Source organism: Mucilaginibacter sp. P5_A6 (assembly GCF_056400585.1).
This window is the reverse complement of sequence record NZ_JBFUKZ010000009.1, coordinates 76,768-99,012: the sequence shown is the minus strand read 5'-3', so window position 1 is coordinate 99,012 and position 22,245 is coordinate 76,768. Positions and strand designations below refer to the sequence as shown.

18 protein-coding genes are annotated in these 22,245 nt (G+C 42.7%); 10 read left to right on the top strand and 8 right to left on the bottom strand.

All coding sequences use genetic code 11. The features are described 5' to 3' along the window. The first annotated feature begins 62 nt into the window (after window positions 1-62). Entirely contained in the window at window positions 63-476 is a 414-nt protein-coding gene (locus AC1DO4_RS12260; RefSeq protein ID WP_477406920.1) for a nuclear transport factor 2 family protein, read from the top strand. A 33-nt stretch (window positions 477-509) separates the two neighbouring features. Here AC1DO4_RS12260 and AC1DO4_RS12255 read toward each other — a convergent pair whose 3' ends face one another. Together AC1DO4_RS12255 and cobA are read right to left on the bottom strand one after the other, a co-directional pair. Further along, the gene (locus tag AC1DO4_RS12255; protein ID WP_477416125.1) at window positions 510-866 is read right to left on the bottom strand and encodes a DUF7009 family protein; all 357 of its coding nucleotides are present in this window, start codon (window positions 864-866) and stop codon (window positions 510-512) included. Window positions 867-874: 8 nt separating this feature from the next. After that, window positions 875-1,603 (bottom strand): uroporphyrinogen-III C-methyltransferase, encoded by a 729-nt coding sequence (cobA, locus tag AC1DO4_RS12250; RefSeq protein WP_477416123.1) that lies wholly within the window; start codon window positions 1,601-1,603, stop codon window positions 875-877. A gap of 288 nt (window positions 1,604-1,891) precedes the next feature. Between cobA and nirB the strand changes: the two genes are divergently transcribed. Both nirB and nirD read left to right on the top strand, forming a co-directional pair. Then, window positions 1,892-4,387: a nitrite reductase large subunit NirB gene (gene nirB, locus AC1DO4_RS12245; RefSeq protein ID WP_477416121.1), complete on the top strand. Its 2,496-nt coding sequence runs from the start codon at window positions 1,892-1,894 to the stop codon at window positions 4,385-4,387. 85 nt (window positions 4,388-4,472) lie between these two features. Continuing rightward, window positions 4,473-4,823, top strand: a complete 351-nt coding sequence (nirD, locus tag AC1DO4_RS12240; protein ID WP_477406928.1) for a nitrite reductase small subunit NirD — start codon at window positions 4,473-4,475, stop codon at window positions 4,821-4,823. Window positions 4,824-4,930: 107 nt separating this feature from the next. Here the strand turns inward: nirD and AC1DO4_RS12235 are convergent, their stop codons facing one another. Then, a complete protein-coding gene (locus AC1DO4_RS12235) occupies window positions 4,931-5,626 on the bottom strand; it encodes a Crp/Fnr family transcriptional regulator (protein ID WP_477416119.1) in 696 nt (231 codons plus the stop codon). Between the two features lie 440 nt (window positions 5,627-6,066). Between AC1DO4_RS12235 and AC1DO4_RS12230 the strand changes: the two genes are divergently transcribed. From AC1DO4_RS12230 to AC1DO4_RS12200, 7 genes are all read left to right on the top strand, one after another. Continuing rightward, window positions 6,067-7,674, top strand: a complete 1,608-nt coding sequence (locus AC1DO4_RS12230; protein ID WP_477416117.1) for an alginate export family protein — start codon at window positions 6,067-6,069, stop codon at window positions 7,672-7,674. Window positions 7,675-7,702: 28 nt separating this feature from the next. Then, window positions 7,703-8,920, top strand: a complete 1,218-nt coding sequence (locus AC1DO4_RS12225; RefSeq protein ID WP_477416115.1) for a CmpA/NrtA family ABC transporter substrate-binding protein — start codon at window positions 7,703-7,705, stop codon at window positions 8,918-8,920. 77 nt (window positions 8,921-8,997) lie between these two features. Next, complete coding sequence (locus tag AC1DO4_RS12220; RefSeq protein ID WP_477416113.1) at window positions 8,998-9,783, top strand: ABC transporter permease; 786 nt, start codon at window positions 8,998-9,000, stop codon at window positions 9,781-9,783. A gap of 33 nt (window positions 9,784-9,816) precedes the next feature. After that, complete coding sequence (locus tag AC1DO4_RS12215; protein WP_477416111.1) at window positions 9,817-10,695, top strand: ABC transporter ATP-binding protein; 879 nt, start codon at window positions 9,817-9,819, stop codon at window positions 10,693-10,695. Between the two features lie 34 nt (window positions 10,696-10,729). Continuing rightward, on the top strand, window positions 10,730-12,031 hold the full coding sequence (locus AC1DO4_RS12210) for an MFS transporter (protein ID WP_477402304.1): 1,302 nt from the start codon (window positions 10,730-10,732) through the stop codon (window positions 12,029-12,031). 115 nt (window positions 12,032-12,146) lie between these two features. Next, window positions 12,147-15,665 carry a molybdopterin-dependent oxidoreductase gene (locus tag AC1DO4_RS12205; protein ID WP_477416109.1) on the top strand — a complete coding sequence of 1,173 codons (3,519 nt, stop codon included), beginning with the start codon at window positions 12,147-12,149 and terminating at the stop codon, window positions 15,663-15,665. Window positions 15,666-15,669: 4 nt separating this feature from the next. After that, a complete protein-coding gene (locus AC1DO4_RS12200) occupies window positions 15,670-17,130 on the top strand; it encodes a rubredoxin (protein WP_477416107.1) in 1,461 nt (486 codons plus the stop codon). Between the two features lie 165 nt (window positions 17,131-17,295). On the opposite strand, the gene AC1DO4_RS12195 is transcribed toward AC1DO4_RS12200, so the two are convergent. The 5 genes from AC1DO4_RS12195 to AC1DO4_RS12175 are packed head-to-tail and all read right to left on the bottom strand — an operon-like array spanning window position 17,296 to window position 22,240. Then, a complete protein-coding gene (locus AC1DO4_RS12195; RefSeq protein ID WP_477416105.1) occupies window positions 17,296-17,673 on the bottom strand; it encodes a DMT family transporter in 378 nt (125 codons plus the stop codon). A gap of 11 nt (window positions 17,674-17,684) precedes the next feature. Beyond that, window positions 17,685-18,635, bottom strand: a complete 951-nt coding sequence (locus tag AC1DO4_RS12190) for a sterol desaturase family protein (protein WP_477416103.1) — start codon at window positions 18,633-18,635, stop codon at window positions 17,685-17,687. 2 nt (window positions 18,636-18,637) lie between these two features. Continuing rightward, window positions 18,638-20,074: an N-acetylneuraminate synthase family protein gene (locus tag AC1DO4_RS12185; protein ID WP_477416101.1), complete on the bottom strand. Its 1,437-nt coding sequence runs from the start codon at window positions 20,072-20,074 to the stop codon at window positions 18,638-18,640. 13 nt (window positions 20,075-20,087) lie between these two features. Continuing rightward, window positions 20,088-20,894 carry an SDR family oxidoreductase gene (locus AC1DO4_RS12180; protein ID WP_477416099.1) on the bottom strand — a complete coding sequence of 269 codons (807 nt, stop codon included), beginning with the start codon at window positions 20,892-20,894 and terminating at the stop codon, window positions 20,088-20,090. Beyond that, the gene (locus AC1DO4_RS12175; protein WP_477416097.1) at window positions 20,894-22,240 is read right to left on the bottom strand and encodes an aminotransferase class III-fold pyridoxal phosphate-dependent enzyme; all 1,347 of its coding nucleotides are present in this window, start codon (window positions 22,238-22,240) and stop codon (window positions 20,894-20,896) included. The genes AC1DO4_RS12180 and AC1DO4_RS12175 overlap by 1 nt, the downstream gene beginning before the upstream one ends. Window positions 22,241-22,245: the final 5 nt, after the last annotated feature.

Here is a 22,245-nt window from a genome sequence, read left to right as displayed (position 1 = left end):
AATTAACCAATTATAAAGTCATGAAAATTAGTTCAGGAATTAAATTTTTGTTTTGCTTGATTATGATAAACAGCGTAACGCCGGAGCTGGTAAAGGCCCAGTCAAAAAAATCAGTTAAAGAGGTTGCAACAGCAGTAGAAAGTCTGCGTAAAGCCATGGTTGATGCCGACAGTCTGGCATTGGATGAATTAACAGCAGATAGCCTCAGTTATGGTCATTCGGGTGGAATGTTGCAAACTAAAAATGAATTTATACATAGTATAACCAGCGGCGCTTCAGACTTTGTTACCATCGATCTGTCTGACCAAAAAATCACCATATCAGGGAATACGGCCATAGTAAGGCATATTTTATCTGCCGCTACCAATGATGCAGGTAAAGGCCCGGGTACGGTTAAAATTGGAATATTGCTGGTATGGGTAAAAAACAAATCCGGATGGCATTTACTGGCCCGGCAAGCCGTTAAAGTTCCCTGATCCGCAATTGATCAGGGCTTTTCCAATTCGGGGTTATCTGACTTGAAATGCCAGTGGGTTTGGGTAATTGTCGCTCTGGTCTTCAGCTACATTATCCAAACACTTAAAATCTTTTTCAACCAGCAGATATAAAGAGCTGCTGTTGCTTTCACACCCAACACGATCAGAACCCGTCCAATTGTTGGCCATTGCCGCCGGCATGTACATGGTTATGGTATTGTTATTAAAGCTTGCTGTTAAAACTTCGGTAATGGACCGTTGTAGTGCATATTTAAATACGTGTGTACCAAAAGTGGTTGTTTCCTCAATATACCCATCCCTGTCAAATTGTTCAACATCGGTTTTGGTAAGTCTGTACCGCAGGGAGTTTCCTTTTATCCTGATCTTCATATCAATTCTTAATTTTTAACATTAACTACATCGCCAATAATAATGATGGCCGGGTACGTAAGTTGGTGTTCTGCAGCAATTGTTACCAGGTCTTTAACCACCCCCTTTGCCGATTTTTGTTTTGGCAGCGATGCATGCTGTATAATAGCTGCGGGGGTATCGCCACGGCCTGCAGCTATATAAGCTGCTGCAATTTCTTCCAGCTTTTTCATACCCATATATATAACTACGGTAGCGTTGCTTTGCATCGCCAGGTTAAGGTCGGCAGATAGCCGTCCGTCCTTTTTTGTGCCGGTAACCATCCATACACTTTCACTTACCGAACGATGGGTGAGCGGGATATCCTCACAACCCGATGCCTGCATACTGGTAATGCCCGGTATATAATGCGTTGTAATACCATGCGCGCGGGCGTAAATGATCTCTTCAAACCCCCTGCCAAATATAAACGGATCGCCACCTTTTAACCGTACCACGCTGCCTTTGGTAAAAGCGTAATGTTTTATAAGCTCATGAATGGTTTCCTGTGGAGTATAATCGCCGTAAGGTTGTTTGCCAACATATACCTTTTCGCAATCCTCCGGGCTTATATCCAGCAATTCTTTATTAGCAAGGTTATCATATAAAATAACTTTTGCTTGTTGAAGTAGCTTATATCCCTTCATTGTTATCAATTCTGGGTCCCCCGGACCGGCTCCAATCACAAATAGTTCGGGTTTTTGTATTTTATTTTGCATATTTTCAAATTTGTGGCTAAAAAATCAGATAATGACTGATTTTATTTGAGTGATTTTGCCAAAGTCTTAAATTTATCAATAAAATAATCTTTATTGATGATGTAAAATATATTAATACCTCTAAATTATGAATTAAAATGTCAATAAACATGATTTATTTAATAAAAAAATGAATTTAAATTTTTATTTGACGTTTTTTTGAGTTATAATTGTAGTGTAAATGTAATCAAGGTCGTAATTGGATGCATTTAGGTTTGAAAATTGCTTTAACATTTAAAAAATTTCGATATGTCAAAACCAACCATCATTGTTGTTGGCAACGGTATGGTGGGTTACAAGTTTTGTGAAAAACTTTTAGCCAGATCAACCCAGTTCCAAATAATTGTTTTTGGCGAAGAGCCCCGTCACGCTTATGACAGGGTGCACCTGAGCGAATATTTTAATGGCAAAACTGCCGATGATCTGTCGCTTTCCACTTTATCGTGGTATGCCGATAATAACATCGCGCTTCATCTTGACGATCCTATCCAGGAGATCAACCGTACCGAAAAAACAATCCACTCATTAAAAGGTGTTACCTTAAAATATGATTACCTGGTTTTAGCTACCGGTTCATCTGCTTTTGTGCCCGATATTCCGGGGATCGAAAAAGAGGGGGTATTTGTTTACCGTACTATTGAAGATCTTGAGTTGATAAAAGCCTGTGCCGCTAATGCAAAATGCGGAGCGGTAATGGGTGGCGGGTTGCTTGGACTTGAAGCTGCCAAAGCCCTGATTGACCTGGGTATTGAAGAAACACATGTAATTGAATTTGCCCCGCGGTTAATGCCAAGGCAAATAGATTCGGCCGGTAGCAGTATGCTGCAGTTGAAGCTTAGCCAGCTGGGTTTGCATATTCATTTAAATAAAAGTACCGCTGCTATTGTTGGCGAAAAAAAGATCGAGTCACTTCGCTTTAATGATGATAGTCAGCTTGCGGTTGATATGCTGGTAATTTCTGCCGGTATCCGTCCGCGCGATGAGCTGGCAAAACTTGCCGGTTTACATGTTGGCACCCGTGGTGGTATCATTGTGAACGAAAAAATGCAAACCAGCGATGCAAGCATTTATGCCATTGGCGAATGTGCTTTGTATGAAGGAATGATATACGGTTTGGTTGCGCCCGGTTATGAGATGGCTGATATTGTGGCTGCTCATTTAACCGAGGTGGATAAATCTTTCTACGGATACGATATGAGCACCAAACTAAAGCTGATTGGTGTTGATGTAGCCAGCTTTGGTGATGCTTTTATAACTGAGCCGGATTGTCGTACCATTTTGTTTGAAGATACGCACAAGGGTATTTACAAACGTATTAATATCTCCAATGATGGTAAACAGCTTTTGGGTGGTATATTAATAGGTGATGCTGATGCCTATAATATGTTGCTGCAAACGGTAAATAATAAAATCGTTCTTCCTCCCGATCCTGAGGATCTTATCCTGGGGTCAAGAGGTGGCGCTGCAAGTGAGGGAGCCGGTGTAATGAGCCTGCCCGATGATGCGCTTATCTGCTCGTGCGAGGCGGTAACCAAATCGGCAATCTGCTCGGCGGTAAATGAAGGTGGCGTTACCGGTATTGATGGGATGAAAAAATGCACCAAAGCCGGTACCGGCTGCGGTGGCTGTGTGCCAATGGTAAAAGACCTGATTGCAGGAACCATGAAGGCCAACGGGCAGTATATTAAAAATGTGATCTGTGAGCATTTTGATTATTCAAGGCAGGAGCTTTTTGATCTTGTAAAAATAAACGGACTGAAAAATTACGACCTGGTGCTTGATCATTATGGTAAAGGCGATGGCTGTGAAGTTTGCAAGCCTGTTGTTGCCAGTATATTATCAAGCCTTTGGAATGATGTAATAGTAAAACAGGAAGTTATACAGGATAGTAACGACAGGTTTTTAGCAAATATTCAAAAAGGCGGTACTTATTCTGTAGTGCCGCGCATACCTGGTGGCGAGATAACTCCGGATAAATTAATTGTGATTGGGCAGGTAGCTAAAAGATACGGGCTTTATACCAAAATAACCGGAGGGCAGCGTATTGATATGTTCGGGGCGCATTTGAGCGATCTGCCATTGATATGGGAAGAGCTGATAGATGCTGGTTTCGAAAGCGGTCATGCTTATGGCAAAGCTTTGCGTACCGTAAAAAGTTGCGTAGGCAGTACCTGGTGCCGGTTTGGTTTGCATGATAGTGTAACTTTCGCTATTGAGATTGAAGATAGGTATAAAGGTATCCGTGCGCCGCACAAACTTAAAGGTGGCGTAAGTGGCTGCGTACGTGAATGTGCCGAAGCACAGTCAAAAGATTTTGGAATTATAGCTACCGAAAAGGGCTGGAACCTTTACATATGCGGTAATGGTGGATCTAAACCACAACATGCCCAATTGCTGGCTACCGATATTGATAGTGCAACCTGTATCAAATACCTTGATAGGTTCCTGATGTTTTATATCAAAACCGCTGACCCGCTAACCCGTACTGCAACCTGGCTTAACAAGTTGGATGGCGGAATGAGCTATCTTAAAAATGTGATTGTAAACGATAGTCTTGGTCTGGCCGAACAACTGGAAGAAGAAATGCAGGCGCTGGTAGATACCTATCACTGCGAGTGGAAAGAGGTGATTGAAAGTCCTGGAATGCGCAAACGTTTTGCCCACTTTATAAACGCTCCCGAAGAAAAAGATCCACATGCACAGTTTGAACCAATGCGCGAGCAGGTGCGGGCTAAAGAGTGGTAGGTTTTTAAGTTAAAATTCAAAAAGTCAAAAAAAGAAGGCGGCATGTTTTAGAAAGGACGTGCTGGGCTGATAAAAATATAACACAATGGAAACAACAATAGCAACACAATGGATACTGGCATGTTATGTAGATGATGTGCCCGAAAATGGCGGATCGTGCGTAAAGCATGGCGATGAGCAGATAGCTATTTTTAATTTTACCCGCAGGGGTGAGTGGTATGCAACTCAAAATCTTTGTCCGCATAAACAGCAAATGGCTATTTCGCGGGGAATGATAGGCAGTGCCGGCGAAAGTTGCGAGCCAAAAGTAGCTTGTCCTTTTCATAAAAAAGCATTCTCATTACTTACTGGCGAATGTATTGGCGAAGAGGAACTGGTTATTAAAACCTATCCTGTAAAAGTTGCAGACGGTAAGGTATTTGTGGGTATCGCTTAAGGCAAATACCTACAAATAATTAAGATTAAAACAGGCGGGACTCCAATAGAGTCAACGCCTGTTTTTTTTATACGCAAACGTGCAACCCGTCCCTGGGTTTGCGTATGCTACTGATTGGTATCCTGTGTTAAAACAAATAATTTTTCCTGGTTAACAATGCTGATCTTTTTGCCGTTGGTGCTGATGATTTCTTCCTGGGTCAGCTCGTTCACCACCCTGAAAACTGTTTCATAAGTTGCACCGGCATAAGAGGCCAGGTCCTGGCGGGTAAGCTCAATATCAATATGGCCATCTTCGTTAATGCCAAACTGATCTTTTAGTGATACCAAAGCATGGGCAACGCGGCCTTTAACAGGCATATGTGCCAGGTTGCGCATCTTTTTTTCTGCTTCCTGTAATTCATCGGCAAAAAATAACATCAGTTGGTAGGTATATTGAGGGTTTACTTTTAAAGTTGCCTCAAAAAATTCCATATCAACGTAACATATAATACCATTTTCAAGCGCTGTTGCCGAAATAGGGTAATGAGTTGCGTGTTTTCCTAACACCCTGTGCCCAAAAATGGCTCCTTTGTTGGCAAAACGGATGATGAGTTCCTTATCTGAGCCCCATTTTTTGTGAACTTTCACATTTCCCTGGTACACAAAATAGATTCCGGTAACCGGGTCGCCTTCGCTAAAAATAACCTGTCCTTTCTTAACTTTGAAGTTTTTTCTGTTTGCGGCAATGGCTGGCAACCATTCTTTTATACAGCTTTTGCATAAAGTACAAGTTTGGTTGTCGCATTGAATGTTCTTTTTCATTTAGTAAGTAATTTCTCTTGTTTTTTATTAAAAATAGCGATAAAAATTGAGTTGTTTGGTAAATTTTGAAGTGTTTAAGTAGTTTAAGTTGATAAATATTGATTTTTATCGAATTTAATTGCCAATTTTTCAATTTTTGCCAAGTAAAAAATTATCAAAAACATATTTTCGTAATTTTTAAACCCATGAAATTTAAAATTTTGATAAAAAATCAATAATTACATGATTTTAATCATAAAAATTAACTTTGCGCTGCAAATATTTGCATTTATTCATTAAATACGATATATTTATTAAATTAAATTCAGAATTATTAAAAAAAACGATGTCGCCTATGTGAAAACAAAAAAAATATAATAAAAAAGCCCTGTCGGGAGGTCGCATTCCCAGGCAGGGCCAAACAGTTTTTAATCGCTTTAACAAATAAAAAACCAATTCAAATGTATAAAAATGTACGCTATAAATTCATAGTATTTGCCGTATTTTTAATTTTAGGCAGTTTTCAATTTAACACAGTAAGGGCTCAGTTCAGCCTGGCAGGGCAATTACGGATACGGGGAGAAGCCCGTGACGGCTATGGCAACCTTGTACCAAAGGGCGCAAAAAGTGCCGACTTTATTTCGCAGCGCACCCGTTTAAATTTTGGTTATAAATGGGATCTTTTAACATTTGGAGTAAGTGTGCAGGATATAAGAGTATGGGGAGCTGATGCTTCAACCATATCGGCGGCTGATGGCAACCGCCTTATGTTACATGAAGGCTGGGCCGAGTTAACCCTGGCCAATAAAGCCGATACCAACGTACGGTTTAAGTTATTAGATCTGCTTACCTTTAAAATAGGACGGCAGGAATTAATTTATGATGATTCGCGGCTTATTGGTAACCTCGATTGGCTACAACAGGCACGCCAGCATGATATGGCATTATTAAAAGCCGTGCACCACGGCTGGCAGGTTGATCTTGGCTTTGCTTATAATCAAAACACCGATGCCAATGGTGTAACCAACACCAATTATTTACCAGGTAATTTACCTGCATACATTAAAAATAGTTTAGGTACGCTGGTACCGCTTCCGGCTGGTATTGTTCCGTTAACTGCAGCAGGAAGCGCAGCAAACAACAGTTCAAAAACAGGTACACCTTTATATAGTAACCCAGCCGGTACTAATGGTGCAACACAAAACTACAAATCGTTCACCAGTTTGTATATCAGTAAAAAGTTTAATCAAACTAAGCTTTCTATATTATTGTTGAATGATAATTTTGGTAAATACCGCCTCGATTCAGTAGGCAGCGCAACCGCCGGATATGTTTACGGCAGGCGTTTTGTGCCAAGCAGCGCCACCGATACTTATGACTATGGGATTAACAAACGTTATACCTATGGTTTAATGCTTAACCCCACTATTGGCAATGCCTCGGGCTTTGGCAAAATAGCTATACAGGGTGCCTACTACCGCCAATCGGGTAACGACAGGGATGGTAAAAAGATGAGCGCGTTTCATTATACTATCGCTGCAACTTATCAAAAAGACCTCTTTAGCATAACCCCTGGTTATGATGTGCTTTCGGGTACTAAAACTTCCGATATAGCCTTAGGTAAAAACAACTCATTTGATCCGTTGTATGGCACACCTCACAAGTTTTGGGGCTATATGGATTATTTTTATGCAGGCACCGGATCGCCTAAAGGCGGTTTAAGTAACCCTTATGTTAAATTTAAATATACGGCCAACACCTTTGCATTAGGTCTGGATCTGCATTCCTTTTCACTGAACCAGGATATGAAAAAAGCAGATGGCACAATTATTAAAAGAAACCTGGGTAAAGAGGCCGATCTGCAGTTAAGCTATAACATGAACAAGTTTACCAATATTGAATTGGCTTACTCGTTGATGAAGGCTACAGACAGTATGCCGTTTGCTAAAGCACAAGCCGTAAACGATGCTACTGCCGCAACCTTTAATAAAACAGGTACCTGGGCTTATGTAATGTTGAAATTTACACCCGACTTTTTTTACAGTAAACCGGTAGCTATCAAACAATAACTAAATCATAAAACTTAAAATGCCTGCAATGAATATATATATACAAAAATATTACAAGCCCATACTATCATGGTGTTTGTGCGCTTTACTTATGATAAGCGGCGCTGCTGCCAACCCACCCAAAAAAGTAGTTAAGCTGGGTTTTATCCCGTTAACAGACTGTGCCCCGCTGGTAATTGCAAAAGAAATGGGCTTTTTTGCCAAATATGGTGTTGATGTGCAACTATCAAAAGAAGCATCATGGGCGGTAATCCGCGATAAAATATTAAATGGCGAGCTGGATGCCGCGCATTGTCTTTTCTCTATGCCATTTTCGGTGTACACAGGTATTGGCGGTAAAGCCGGGTCCGAAATGAAGATAGCCATGATCCTTAGTAATAATGGCCAGGCTATAACCTTGTCGAAAGATTTTTGCGGATTGGTTGGTTTCAGGGATCTTAAAAAAGTGGCCGGCGCCATTAAAGCTGTAAAGGCCCGTAAGGAAGTAACCTTTGCCATGACGTTTCCGGGCGGCACGCATGATATATGGCTGCGCAACTGGCTGGCAGCCTGCGGTGTAAATTCTAAATCGGTGGGTATTATTACCATCCCGCCGCCGCAAATGGTAGCCAACATGAAAGTGGATAATATGGAAGGCTTTAGCGTAGGCGAACCCTGGAATGGCGTTGCTGCAACACAGGGAATTGGGTTTACCCAAATATCCAGCCAGGACATCTGGAAAAACCATCCCGAAAAAGCGCTGGTAGCCAACAAGGCTTTTGCCGAAACCGATAAAGAAGATCTTAAAAATGTAATGAAAGCCATTATTGAAGCCTGTAAATGGCTTGATGTAATGAGCAACCGCAAAAAAGCCGCGCTGTTACTTAGCAAGCCAAATTATGTGAATGCTCCGGTACAGGTTATTGAGGCCCGGTTAATGGGTTCAACAGAAATTGGCTGCGACTTGGGCGTTCAAAAATACAAGGATGATTACATGTTGTTTTACAACAATGGCGCGGTAAATACGCCAAAACTATCATACGGTATTTGGTTTATGGCCCAGTACATGCGTTTTGGGATGATCAGCACTGCGCCGGATTATTCTGCGGTAGCGCAAAAATTAATCATGGATGATTTATATAGCGAGGTTGCCAAAAGCATGGGAGTACCTGTGCAGGAGGATATGAAACCTTTTAAAACAAACCTGGAAACTATATTTTTTGATCCGAAAAACCCGGCACCATATATAGCCGGTTCAAAAAAATAGGTTGAATAGTTAATTAACATGGAAAAAGCCTGCCAGGCTTATATGGCCCGGCAGGTTTACCAAAACATTAAAATGATATGAAGCAATTATTTTCAGTAAAAACGGCCATGTCGGTAGTCTATTTCCTGGCAGGCATGATCATTATGGGCGGTATATGGGCTTTAATAGCTAAGCTCACTAAAAACGAGATTCCTGCACCATCGGCTACCTGGACTGTTTTTAAGGAGGTAATACAGCACCCATTTCAAAACGATGCCGACCAGAAAGGGATAGGCACCAAACTGCTGAGCTCGCTTAGCCGGGTAAGCATTGGTTTTGGTTTGGGCAGTTTATTTGCAATACCCATTGGCTTAATTATGGGGAGCAGCAAAATAGCTATGCGGGTTATTAACCCAATGGTGCAAATTTTAAAACCTGTTTCGCCCTTGGCCTGGTTTCCATTAGGACTGGCCATTTTCCAGGACTCGCCAAAGGCCAGCATTTTCATGATTTTTATATGCTGTTTGTGGCCCACTTTAATCAATGCGGCTTTCGGCGCTTCGCATATTCCGCAGGATCATAAAAATGTGAGCAAGGCCTTCGGTTTTTCAAAGTGGAAATACGTTACCAAAATATTATTGCCATTTAGTTTGCCTCATATTATTACCGGCCTAAGGTTATCTATCGGTATTGCCTGGATGGTAATTGTTGCCGGCGAAATGCTTTCGGGAGGAATTGGCCTGGGCAACTTTGTTTGGGAAGAGGGATTTAACGGGGGCAGCGTAGCAAAAATTTTAGTAGCTATTATTATAATAGGAGTAGTAGGCTCATTGCTGGATAGGTGTTTTACCTGGTTACAGCAAAAATTCTCGTACGCGGTTTAAAAATTAATCATCATTTATTAAAAATTTAATTTTATGAGTAACGTGTCAATAATTGCACCACCTGCGGATGACATTACTGCAACTGCCGAAATTATTTTGGAACAAGGCGCTAATGCGCCGGTAAGCATCCAGGTAAATAATGTAACAGTTAGTTTTAAAACGCCTAAAGGAATATATACCGCTGTTAAGGAAATTGATCTGACAGTAAGAAAAGGCGAAATAGTTGCACTGATAGGCCATTCCGGCTGTGGTAAATCAACTCTTATGAGCACCATAAGCGGCATGGTTAAACCTACAAGCGGCGAGGTATATGCAAATGGTAAAAAAGTAAACTCGCCCGGACCCGATAGAGGAATTGTATTTCAAAATTATTCCCTGCTTCCGTGGCTTACAGTTTATAAAAATATTGAGGTAGCGGTTGGCGCCGCCCTAAAAGAATTGTCCGCGGCAGAGCGGGTTAAATTAGTAGAATCTAATTTAAGGATGGTAAATCTTTGGGAGCATAAGGATAAATTGCCTGGTCAGCTCTCGGGAGGAATGAAGCAACGGGTGGCTATAGCCCGCGCTTTTGCTATTAATCCAAAAATATTATTGCTTGATGAGCCTTTTGGTGCGCTTGATGCCTTAACCAAAAGTGCAATGCATGTTGAGCTCCTGAAACTATGGAACCTTGATCATCGCGAAAAAACCATTGTGATGGTTACGCATGACATTGAAGAGGCGATTTTTTTGGCAGATAAGGTAGTGGTTATGAATAATGGCCCTGCAGCTACAATAAAAGAAATTGTGGATGTTCCGTTGGCAAGGCCGCGTAATAAAAAATTTATAGTACACGACCCCATGTATATGGAAATTCACGACCGCTTATTGAATTTATTGATTGAAAAGTTCTCTATAGATGATGAAGACTAATAATATACCATCCCACAAAATAAAAAACGATAGCATGAATAACACAACAGCAAAACAACTTACTAAACTGAATATATTTTCATTAAAGGGCGTGCAAATGCGCACCTTCCACACCACCTGGCTCATGTTTTTTGTGTGCTTTTTTGGCTGGTTTGGCCTGGCCCCTTTGATGCCAACCATCCGTGCCGAACTGCACTTAAGCAAAGGGCAGGTAGGTAATACCATTATAGCATCTGTAGCTGCTACTATTATAGCACGCCTTATTATTGGTAAGCTTTGTGATACCTGGGGACCACGCAAAACTGCAGTAAGATTATTGCTTATAGGTTCATTGCCCGTTTTTTTAGTGGGTTTGGCGCATGATTACACTTCGTTCCTGTTGTTCCGCCTTGCTATTGGCGTAATAGGTTCGTCATTTGTGATTACACAGTTTCATACATCTATGATGTTTGCACCTAATATAAAGGGTACAGCCAATGCCGTAACAGGTGGCTGGGGTAACCTGGGTGGTGGTATAACTAATATGGTAATGCCGTTAATATTTGCAGCCATTGTTGGTGCAGGTTTTACCAAAGCCGAAGCATGGCGTTACGCCATGATAGTACCGGGCGTATTGATGCTGATTATGGCATTTATATATAATAAATATACCAAGGATACGCCCAACGGTAACTATGACGAAATAGGGCATACTAAAACCAGTTCTTCAAAAACGGATTGGTCTATTTTGGCCGACTGGCGCGTTTGGGCCTTAACCTTATCATACGCCATGTGCTTTGGAATGGAAATCACGTTTGATAACGTAGCCTCGCTGCACTTTGTTGATACGTTTCATTTGTCGCAAAGCTCTGCTGGTTTTTGGGCTGGTATTTTTGGCTTCATGAACATTTTTGCCCGTGCGTTGGGTGGTATCGTATCTGATAAGGTTGGCGGTAAATTCGGCATGCGCGGTAAGGGCTTATTGCTTGCGGGTGTATTGTTATTAGAAGGTGCAGGGCTTATTTTGTTTGCCAACTCTGGCAACCTTACTGCTGCTATTATTTCTATGCTTTCATTCGCTCTGTTCCTTAAAATGTCAAATGGTGCTACTTATGGTATTGTGCCATTTATTAACAGTAAAAATGTAGGTATGGTGAGCGGTATAGTTGGTGCGGGTGGTAACCTGGGTGGTATGCTGTTTGGCTTTTTATTCAAATCATCTACCATTACTTATGTGCAGGCGTTTACCTACATCGGCGTTGGTGTTATGGTAGTATCTGTAATTGTATTGATCACCCGTTTCCAAAAACAAATAGTATCAAAAGAAGTTGAAGAGCCGCTTGTAGCGGTAGCTTAATTAAGCTAAAAGCAGAAAGCTAAAGGCCAAAAGCTTTTTTAGCTTCATTTACAAATAAAAGCAGAATCGCTTAAAGCCTTTGGCCTTAAGCCTTCTGCTTTCAGCACTAAAAAAGATGTCGATAAATAAACGCTCTGTTAATACATTGAAAAGTACCTGCTGCTACTGCGGGGTAGGTTGCGGCGTTGTTATTAATAAAGAGAAAAATGGCAGCATCACTTTAGAGGGGGATAAAGATTATCCTGTAAATAAGGGGATGCTATGTAGTAAAGGGCTTAACCTGCACTATACTGCCAATGATAAAACCGACAGGCTATTGTATCCGCAAATGCGCTATAACAAAAGCATGCCCATGCAAAGGGTAAGCTGGGATGATGCACTGGAGCGTACAGCCGCCGTTTTTAAAACTTTCATCAACAAATACGGACCGGAGTCGGTGGCGTTTTATGCTTCAGGGCAATGCCTTACCGAGGAGTATTACGTGGTAAACAAGCTGATGAAGGGTTTTATAGGCAGTAATAATATTGATACCAATTCGCGCCTGTGTATGAGCAGCGCAGTAGTGGCTTACAAAGTAGCGCTGGGAGAAGATAGTGTACCGGTTTGTTATGACGATATTGAACTGGCCGATTGCTTTTATGTTACCGGCGCCAACCCGGCATGGTGCCATCCTATTTTATGGCGAAGGGTTGAGGCCCACAAAGCAGCAAATCCCGATGTTAAAATTATAGTGGTTGATCCCCGGGCTACTGATACCTGCAGCATTGCCGATTTGCACCTGCAAATAAATCCCGGTACTGATATTACGCTTAATCATGCTATTGGCAGGATCTTGATAGAAAATGGCGACATCGATATTGATTTTATAACCAACCATGCCGATGGCTTTGAGCAATACAGCCAGCTTGTATTTGAAAGGACCCTTGCTGAATCTGCTGAGATTTGCGGGCTAAATGAAAACGACATTCGCCTTGCGGCAAAATACATTGGCGAAGCCAAAGGATTTATCTCAATGTGGACGATGGGGCTTAACCAAAGCTCGATAGGGGTAAACAAAAATTTAAGTCTTATAAACCTCAATTTAATAACCGGTCATATTGGTAAGCCGGGCTCGGGCCCGCTATCATTAACCGGGCAGCCAAATGCTATGGGCGGGCGCGAAGTAGGCGGTTTGGCCAACCTGTTGCCGGCCCATCGCAATTTGGCAAATCCACTGCACCGTGCCGAGGTACAAAAGTTTTGGGGCGGAACGGAAATAGCCGCAAAGCCAGGCCTAACGGCCACCGAAATGTTTGAGGCCCTGAATGATGGACGCTTAAAGGCCATCTGGATTATGTGCACCAACCCGCTAACCAGTTTGCCTAATGTGCGCCTGGCCGAGGAAGCTTTGAAAAAAGCGAAGTTTGTAGTAGTGCAGGAAATCAGCAATAAGCCGGAAACCCTGGCTTATGCCGATGTGATACTACCTGCTGCTGCCTGGGCCGAAAAAGAAGGCACCATGACCAATTCCGAGCGGCGCATCAGTTACCTCAATAAAGTATTGGATGCCCCCGGTGAGGCAATGCCCGACAGCGAGATCATTTGCAAGTTTGCTCAAAAGATGGGTTACAAAGGCTTTGATTTTAAAAATGCTGCCGAAATTTATGCCGAACATGCCAAACTCACCGCTAAAACCAATATAGATATCAGCGGGTTGAGCTATGATATCATCAAGCAACAGGGATCGGTACAATGGCCTTATAAAAAACGAAATGCTGTTGTGGGCACTCAACGTTTATTTACTGATAAGCAATTTTATACCCAAAGCGGCAATGCGCTTATCAGTGCTGTGCCCGATAAGCTTACCAGCGAAATGCCCAATGATGATTATCCTTTTATCCTTACTACCGGCCGCATCCGCGATCAGTGGCATACCATGAGCAAAACCGGGAAGGTGAACAAGCTTAACCAGCATATTAAGCAATCGTTTATGGAGATAAACCCGCTGGATGCTGTTGCGTTAAATATACAGGACGGCGATGTTACCATCATCAAATCCCGGAGGGGCGAGGTGCAGGTTAAAGCCAAAATTTCCCCCGAAATAAAGCAAGGTGTTGTTTTTGTGCCGATGCACTGGGGAAAAATTTTAAATAACGATATGCACCGGGTTAATAATGTTACCAATGATATACTTGACCCGATATCAAAAGAACCCGATTTTAAATACTGCGCGGTAAGCGTTCAAAAATATAAGAAGCCTTTTCAGCGGATAGTAGTTGTGGGTGCGGGAGCGGGTGCGCATGGCTTTGTTCGTTCATACCGGGAACTGAACAAGGATGATGAGATCACCATTTTTAGCAAGGAGGATTACCCGTTTTATAACCGCGTAATGCTGCCCGATTACATTAGCGGCGAGCAAAGCTGGGAACAGCTGGTAAAAATGACCGACGAGGAGGAACCAGAATTTAAGATTCGCTTGTTGCGCGGTGTAAGCATAGAGAAGATTGACCGTGCCAATAAATATGTGCTGGATAGCAGGGGTGTAAAAACCTATTATGATGTTTTATTACTGGCTACCGGCAGCAGGGCAGCTATACCTAAAAATGTACCTGCATTGCAGGGTATTTTTAGTATGCGCAGTCGCAACGATGCTGATAACTTTAAAAAACACATGCCTAAAAACGGCCATGTGGTTATTGTTGGGGGAGGATTGCTGGGCCTTGAAATGGCTGCTTCCCTGCGCGAAATGGGCATCACCATCACCATTATTCAGCGTACATCAAGGTTTTTGAACCGCCAGCTGGATGAGTTGGGAAGCCGTTTGCTGCACGAGGAAATGGCCGACCAGGGTTGCGATATTTTTTATGATGATGAGGTACAGCTGTTTTATGGCCGGTCTAAATTAACCGGTATCGGCTTAAAAAGTGGTCGTAAAATTGATTGCGATGCCATGATCCTGGCTATTGGCACAACGCCCAATTTGGAAATTGCCAAAGAGAGCGGATTGGATTGCAAACGCGGTGTGCTGGTGAACGAACGCCTGCTCACCAGTGATCCATCTATATACGCCATTGGCGAAATTGCCGAGTTTAATGGTACCCTGTACGGTATAACTGCCGCGGCAGAACAGCAGGCCGCCGTGGTAGCCGGTTACATGAACGGCGATATAGCCAGCTATTATAAAGGCAGCCTGTTCATGAACATCATCAAGATTCATGGGTTTGACCTGTGCAGCATAGGCCTATCTGAATGCCCGGATGATAAGGATTTTGAAGAAATAGTATTTATTGATAAGGCCAAACGCTATTACAAAAAATGTATTATTCACCAGGATAGGCTGGTGGGCACCATTTTAATAGGTGATAAGGGCGAGTTCCAGGAATTTAAGGAACTGATAGCCAACAAAACCGAGCTGAGCGACAAGCGCCTTAAACTATTACGCAGCGGTAAAACCGCCGAACCTGTTTTAGGTAAACTGGTATGCAGCTGCAATAATGTTGGGGCCGATAATATCCGCAATAAAGTAGCTTCGGGTTGTACCCAGCTGGCCGACGTTTGCAATTCAACAGGTGCAGGTACAGGTTGCGGCTCATGCCGGCCCGAGGTTAAACGTTTGCTGGAGGAGGTTTTACAGCAACAATTAATGAATGCTTAAAAAGATGAAGGACGCTAACAAACAACTGATTAAGATAAACTTACCGGGAGGGGTAGCATCTGCGGGCGATTTTTACGAGATGCTCATCATTGCGCAAAATGCTGGTGCAACGCATGTTCGTTTTGGTAACAGGCAGCAACTGTATTTTGAAACCGATCCGGAATATTTAGAAGACCTGGAGTTTGATATGCTGGGTGCAGGTATCGACTATGAAATTGATGCCGATATTAATCCTAACATCACCAGCTCGTACATTGCAGATGGTATTTTTAACCAGGAGAACTGGCTTAAAGAGGGGGTTTATAAAGATATTTTCGACCTGTTTGATCACAGGCCATTGCTTAAAATAAATTTGGTTGATATCAATCAAACTTTTGTCCCGTTTTTTACCGGGAACCTTAATTTTATCGCATCGCCGGTGAGTAATTACTGGTATTTGTATGTAAGGTTTCCAAAAACCAATATCCTGTATTGCTGGCCCGTACTGATCTACTCGGATGATATCCCGGCGATAAGCAAAGTAATACAGGACGTGATTTTTGCCAACAAGCAATTATTTTATAACCAGGCCGAGGTGCCTAACCCGGATTTGTTACATCAGCTTGTTACGGCAGGCAACCAGTTTGTTATACAGCCAATAGAGCAGCCATTGCAAATCCCAGAATTTCATTTGCCCTATTACGAGGGTTTTAATAAACAGGGGGATAAACACTGGTTGGGTATATACAGGCGCAACGAGCTATTTGATATTGAGTTTTTAAAGGAGATCTGCAACCTTTGTATGCAAACCAGGGTAGGACAGCTGTACATCAGTCCCTGGAAATCATTATTGGTAAAAAATATTGAGGCCAAACACCGGCCTTTATGGGGCAACCTGCTAAATAAACACCGGGTTAACATCAGGCATGCCTCAAACGAGCTCAACTGGCAGGTAGAGGACCTGTGCCGCCAGTGTCTTGAACTTAAGCAGCAATTGGTTCGCGAGTTTGAAGAGGCTGACCTGCGTACTTACCGCTTAAGCTTTGCCATTAAAAGGACGCCACAATCGGGTATCTACGCTTCCATCGTGATCCGTGAGCGTAAGCCTGAGAAATTTGATATTGTGCATACCCGGGATTTTAATCATAATACCCGCGAATTTATCACTTATAAACAGAACGTATCAAAGGCCGACCTGAGCAGGCACCTTATAGCGCTTTGTGATGCATTTTATGAAATGCAAAGTACCGCCCGGCAGGCTCCTGTAGCTGTTATTAAAGAGGATGTGGAGCTTATAAGCGAAACCTATGTTCATCAATGCATCAATTGCTTTACCATTTACGATGAGGCTTACGGCGATGAACAAAGCGGAATTTCGCCCGGTACACCATTTGCCGCTTTAAAAAATTATGAATGCCCAACATGCGGTGCAGGTAAAGAGGATTTTAAGGAAGTGGCAGGTGATAAATACCAGCTAAAATCTTAGAAGAAAGAGAGAATGGCGTTACTAAAGCGTTGTCATGCTGAGCCTGTCGAAGCATAGCGGGCAAAGGCCTCTCCGCACGAGTCTTCGACAGGCTCAGACTGACAGGCCTTTACACCTGGAAAGTATAAAAACATTAATAAAACATTTTTAAACAGCCTCTGCTGATTATTTTATTTCTCTTCCATAAAAATTTAATCCCATAATACCGGTCATGATCAGTAGCATACAGAAAAACTCCTGCCATGATAGTTTCTGATCAAATAAAGTCATTTCGCATGCCTTTATTAATATCAAAGTTATGGCTGTCCAAACGGCATAGGCAACGGCTGGGGACACCAGTTTTATGGCTAACGAAAAGAAGTAGATATTGCCAATACCAAAAAGAACATATCCCGCAAAGGGCAGCCATACCGGTAAGCCCTGTTGTATGCTGAGGGCCGAGTTCCACCGTAATGCTTTCAGATCGCTGAATTTCATCAGCTTAAGTGAGAATGTCCAGGCGGCTTCAAAGGCAGCGGCTATGATGAGGTATATCCAGGCCAAATTTTTAAGTTTTATTGTAATATTTTATCTTCTTCGGGTATTTGTTTTATTGATATCGAAGGCCGAAAATGAATTTTAGGTTCCTGGGATTTTACAGGTAATGATTTTTTAAAATGATCCATAATCCTTGATCTTAAAGTATAATACCATTTAAACCATGGATATTTCAACAAGCTTTTTTCATCAAAACGCTTTACCGAAAAGGCATGCTGTAAAAAGTAATCTTTAGGATAATCATAATAAAGTCCCCAGTTTTCCGGCTTATTGCCAGGCGCATGACCTGGATCGTACACTGTGCCAAACAAGTAGTCCCATACCGAAAACTTGGTTGAAAAATTGGCATGGAAAACTTCCTGGTAGTTGGCATGGTGCCATAAATGCAATTCGGGCGAGTTCAGGATATATTTAAATTTACCCATTTTTACCTTAACATTGGCATGGATGAACATCCCGAACATGGCATCTATCAATGCTTTTATAGGTACAACAACCGGGTTTGCTCCTAAAAGTATAATAGGAGCAAACTCGATTGTTTGGTTAATGACGATCTCCATGATATGCGACCGTGATCCGGCTAAAAAATCAACCTCTTTACCAGAATGGTGCGCTTCATGGATGCGCCAGAAAAACTTACTGGAATGCTGAAAGCGATGGAACAGGTAGATATAAAGATCATGTGTAACCACAAAAAACAATACCTGCAAAGCCAACGGCCAATGATTGATGAGTTGCAGATGCGACAGATCAAAATGCCTTTGAAGGGGCACAATGATATAATCGAAAATCAGGATCTTCAAAAAATAGCTCTGTATCAGCGTGTACCATACCAGGTCAACCCAAAAACCTTCCCTAAAAAAGGCTAAACCTTTTCGATAGGGCGAAATCCGCTCCCATGCTATGATGAAAACAACCCAGCAGGCAAGGATAATTGATGTTATGGTAAGTACGTTTCCCGGTGGCATTACTAAACTAAAGGCTTTTCTTTATACTCATCGCTAATGTTTACCCTTAACCTTTTCATGGGCGCCAGTTCAGATTCATAAACCCTTTTATGGCCATCGCCGGTAGCGGTTTCTACGTCCCTGATGTCGCGTACCAAACGTTGTAAACCCTGCGGCTCAACAGATGCGGCATGATCTGATCCCCACATGGCACGGTCAAGTGTAAAATGACGCTCAATAAAAGTAGCGCCCAGGCTTACCGCAGCTACAGTAGTTGCCAGCCCGGTTTCATGACCAGAATAACCAATTGGGATGCCCGGATATTTGGCTTCCAGCGTTTGGATCATTTTAAGGTTAAGCTCATGAGGGTTACATGGATAGGCAGAGGTTGAATGCGCAATGAACAATGGGTAGTTTTCATCAAACGCATTTACAAAGGCCATGGTTGCTTCAATCTCTTTCATGGTTGACATGCCTGTGGACAGCATTAAAGGCTTACCCGTTTCCAGGATGCGTTGTATCAAATCAAAATCTGTTAACGAAGCCGATGCCAGTTTGTACAATATAGTATCAAACCTTTCCATAAAATCAACCGATGGAACATCCCATGCAGAAACAAACCAATCGATACCAAGTTTTTTGCAATAGTGATCGATAGTGGCATATTCGGCAATACCAAACTCAGTTTTGCGCTTGTAATCTATATAAGTGATGCGGCCCCAGGGGGTATCGCGCATTATTTCCCATTGGTCTTTTGGTACACAAATTTCGGGTGTGCGTTTCTGAAACTTAACCGCGTCGGCTTTAGCTGCAACAGCCTCATCAATCAGTTTTTTGCAGGTTTCAAGTGATCCGTTATGGTTAATACCAATTTCGGCAATAATATAGCTTGGCTGGCCTTTGCCAATTACCCGGCCATTTTGCAAAGTAATAGTGCCATTGCGGGTACCCGGCGTAGCAGTGGTGCTTTTTGATTCGATAATAAACTCTGCAAATTCGCGGAAACAGCCTTCGCCGCCGTTTAATGAACTTACAAAATCAGCTTGTGCTTTAACCAATGGTAAAGCATCTGCAGGGCAGGCGGTTAAGCCGGCAAGCTTTATAACTTCCAGGTCATTATAGTCATCGCCTATGTAGGCAACTTCGTTTAATGATAAGTTAAAACGGCTGCAGATTTCTTTTAAAACGGCAGCCTTGTCCTTAATGCCTAAATGAAGTTCGGCAATCTGCAATTTGGCAGCCCTTTTAATCAGGGAAGGCGAGTGTTCGCCGGTGATGATACCGGTATCTACGCCGGCTAATCTCCGCAAGCGTTCCACACCCATGCCATCGCGCATGTTGAATTTTTTTAGCAGTTCGCCATCAGTGTTATAATAAACACCGGCATCTGTTAATACCCCATCGTTGTCGGTTAGCAGAAGTTTGATGCCTGCCGCTTTTTGTTTTAAAATCTCATTCATAATTATGTGTGAATTAAATTGCTGTCCATCCTCCATCTACCACCAGGTTAGCGCCCGTCATGTAAGCCGATGCCTCACTGGCAAGAAATACAAGTGCGCCCTGGTAATCTGATGCTTTGGCCATACGGCCCAATAATGTTTTTGCCGAGTAATTGCCTACAAAATCTTCTGTTTGTCCGTTCTCGACCCCGCCTGGCGATAAAGTGTTAACCCGTACCCCGGTATGGCCCCAGTAGGCGGCCAAAAAGCGGGTAAAGTTTATTATAGCACCCTTGGTTACAGGGTAGGCAGCCGATTTGTAAAAAGTTTGCTCGCCTTTTGAGTTGCGGTATATGGATTGGTCCGGACCAACCATGCCATAAGTTGAAGCAATATTGATGATGCTGCCGCTGCCCTGCAATGCCATGTGTGTGCCCAGTATCTGCGAGCTTAAAAACACCCCGGTTATATTTACATTCAATGATCGCTGAAAAGCTTCCAGGGGATAGTTTTCAAAGGCCGATAGCTCTTTGGCCATGGCAGGGTTTTCAAACTTATCGTTGATGGCCGCGTTGTTCACCAGTATATCAAGCGAATCGTATTTATCCAGGATGGTATTAAGCGCATCTATCAGCGATTGCTTGCTGGTAACATCTACCCCTAACCCTAAATGGTTAACACCCAATTGCTCTGCAAATTGCTGCGCTTCTTCAATATTAATATCCGCAACTATTACGTTGGCGCCTGCTGCTGCCAGCGCTTCGCAATGCTTTTTGCCAATAAGCCCAAGCGCGCCGGTAACTACCGCGGTTTTTTGATGTAATGAAAAAAGGTTCATCATTAGTCCGCTATGATGCTTTTAGGTTTAATGTTGTAGTTGCTTACCTTGCGGAAAACAGCCTCCAGTACCTCGCCCTTTAAGTAATTTTTGATATCTCCGCTTTCAATTGCTTCTTTTATTAAGGGCAATACATCGCGGTATGCTAACAAAATGTAATCGATATCTTCGGAGGTATGGCTGTAGCACATATTATGGAAACCTGCCCAAAGCACACCGCGTTTTATCATTTCCTGTTGCATCAGGGTTTTTACTTCCAGTGCGTTACCTGCTTCAGGGGTAAAAGTTACCATGCTGCGGCAGTTGTAGCCAACGCAACGGGTGTATTTATCCATCCCGTTTTCAATGGCTATAAGGTTATAACCATCTTTTAACAAGGCGCCATTTTCATTAAGGTATTGCGGCACGTTTTTGTCGCGTAATTCATTTATGGTTGCTATACAGGCGGCTAGTGATAAGGCTTCGCCGCCAAAAGTGGTATAGCTAAATACTTCGGAGTTAAAAAGCTCCATTACATCGGCACGCCCGGTTAATAAAGCTATAGGCATCCCATTTGCGCAGGCTTTTGAAAATACAGCCAGATCTGCCTTAACATCAAAGTATTCCTGGGCGCCGCCAAGGGCTACGCGGAAACCTGTCCACATTTCGTCAAATATCAGCAGGGTACCGTTTGCTTTGCATACCCGGGCCAGTTCCTGTAAATAACCCGGCTTTGGAGCTTCAAAAATAAAAGGCTCAAGGATTACGGCTGCAACGGTTTCATCCAGTGCTGCTTTTACCGATTCAATATCGTTATATTCAAAAGTGTAGGTTAAATCCTGAATAGCTTCTGGTACACCTGCGTTACGGCTGGTAATGCCTATATACCAATCATGCCAGCCATGGTAGCCGCAGCAAAATATTTTATCCCTGCCGGTAAAAGCACGGGCAACGCGTATGGCAGCCGAGCATACATCAGCCCCGGTTTTTGAAATCTTTACGGCTTCGGCATTAGGGACAACTTCCTGTACCAGTTCTGCAAGTTCAACCTCCAAAGGGTGCATCAGTGAAAACGTAATACCATCGTTCAGTTGCCTGCGGATGGCGTCGTCAACCGCGGGGTAGGCGTAGCCTAAAGATATAGGGCCAATGGCCGAATTAAGGTCGATATATTCGTTGCCATCGACATCCCACACATGCGAGCCTTTGCCTTTTACAATATATTTGGGGGCCACGCCTTTGGTAAATTGGCCTGGTCCTTTAGCTAATGTTTGCGTAACCGGCTTTTGTGCATTTAAAGCGCGGTTATATATATTATCAGACTCGCTGATATCGGGAAAATTATTGTTAAATGCTATTTTGTTAGCCATTTGAA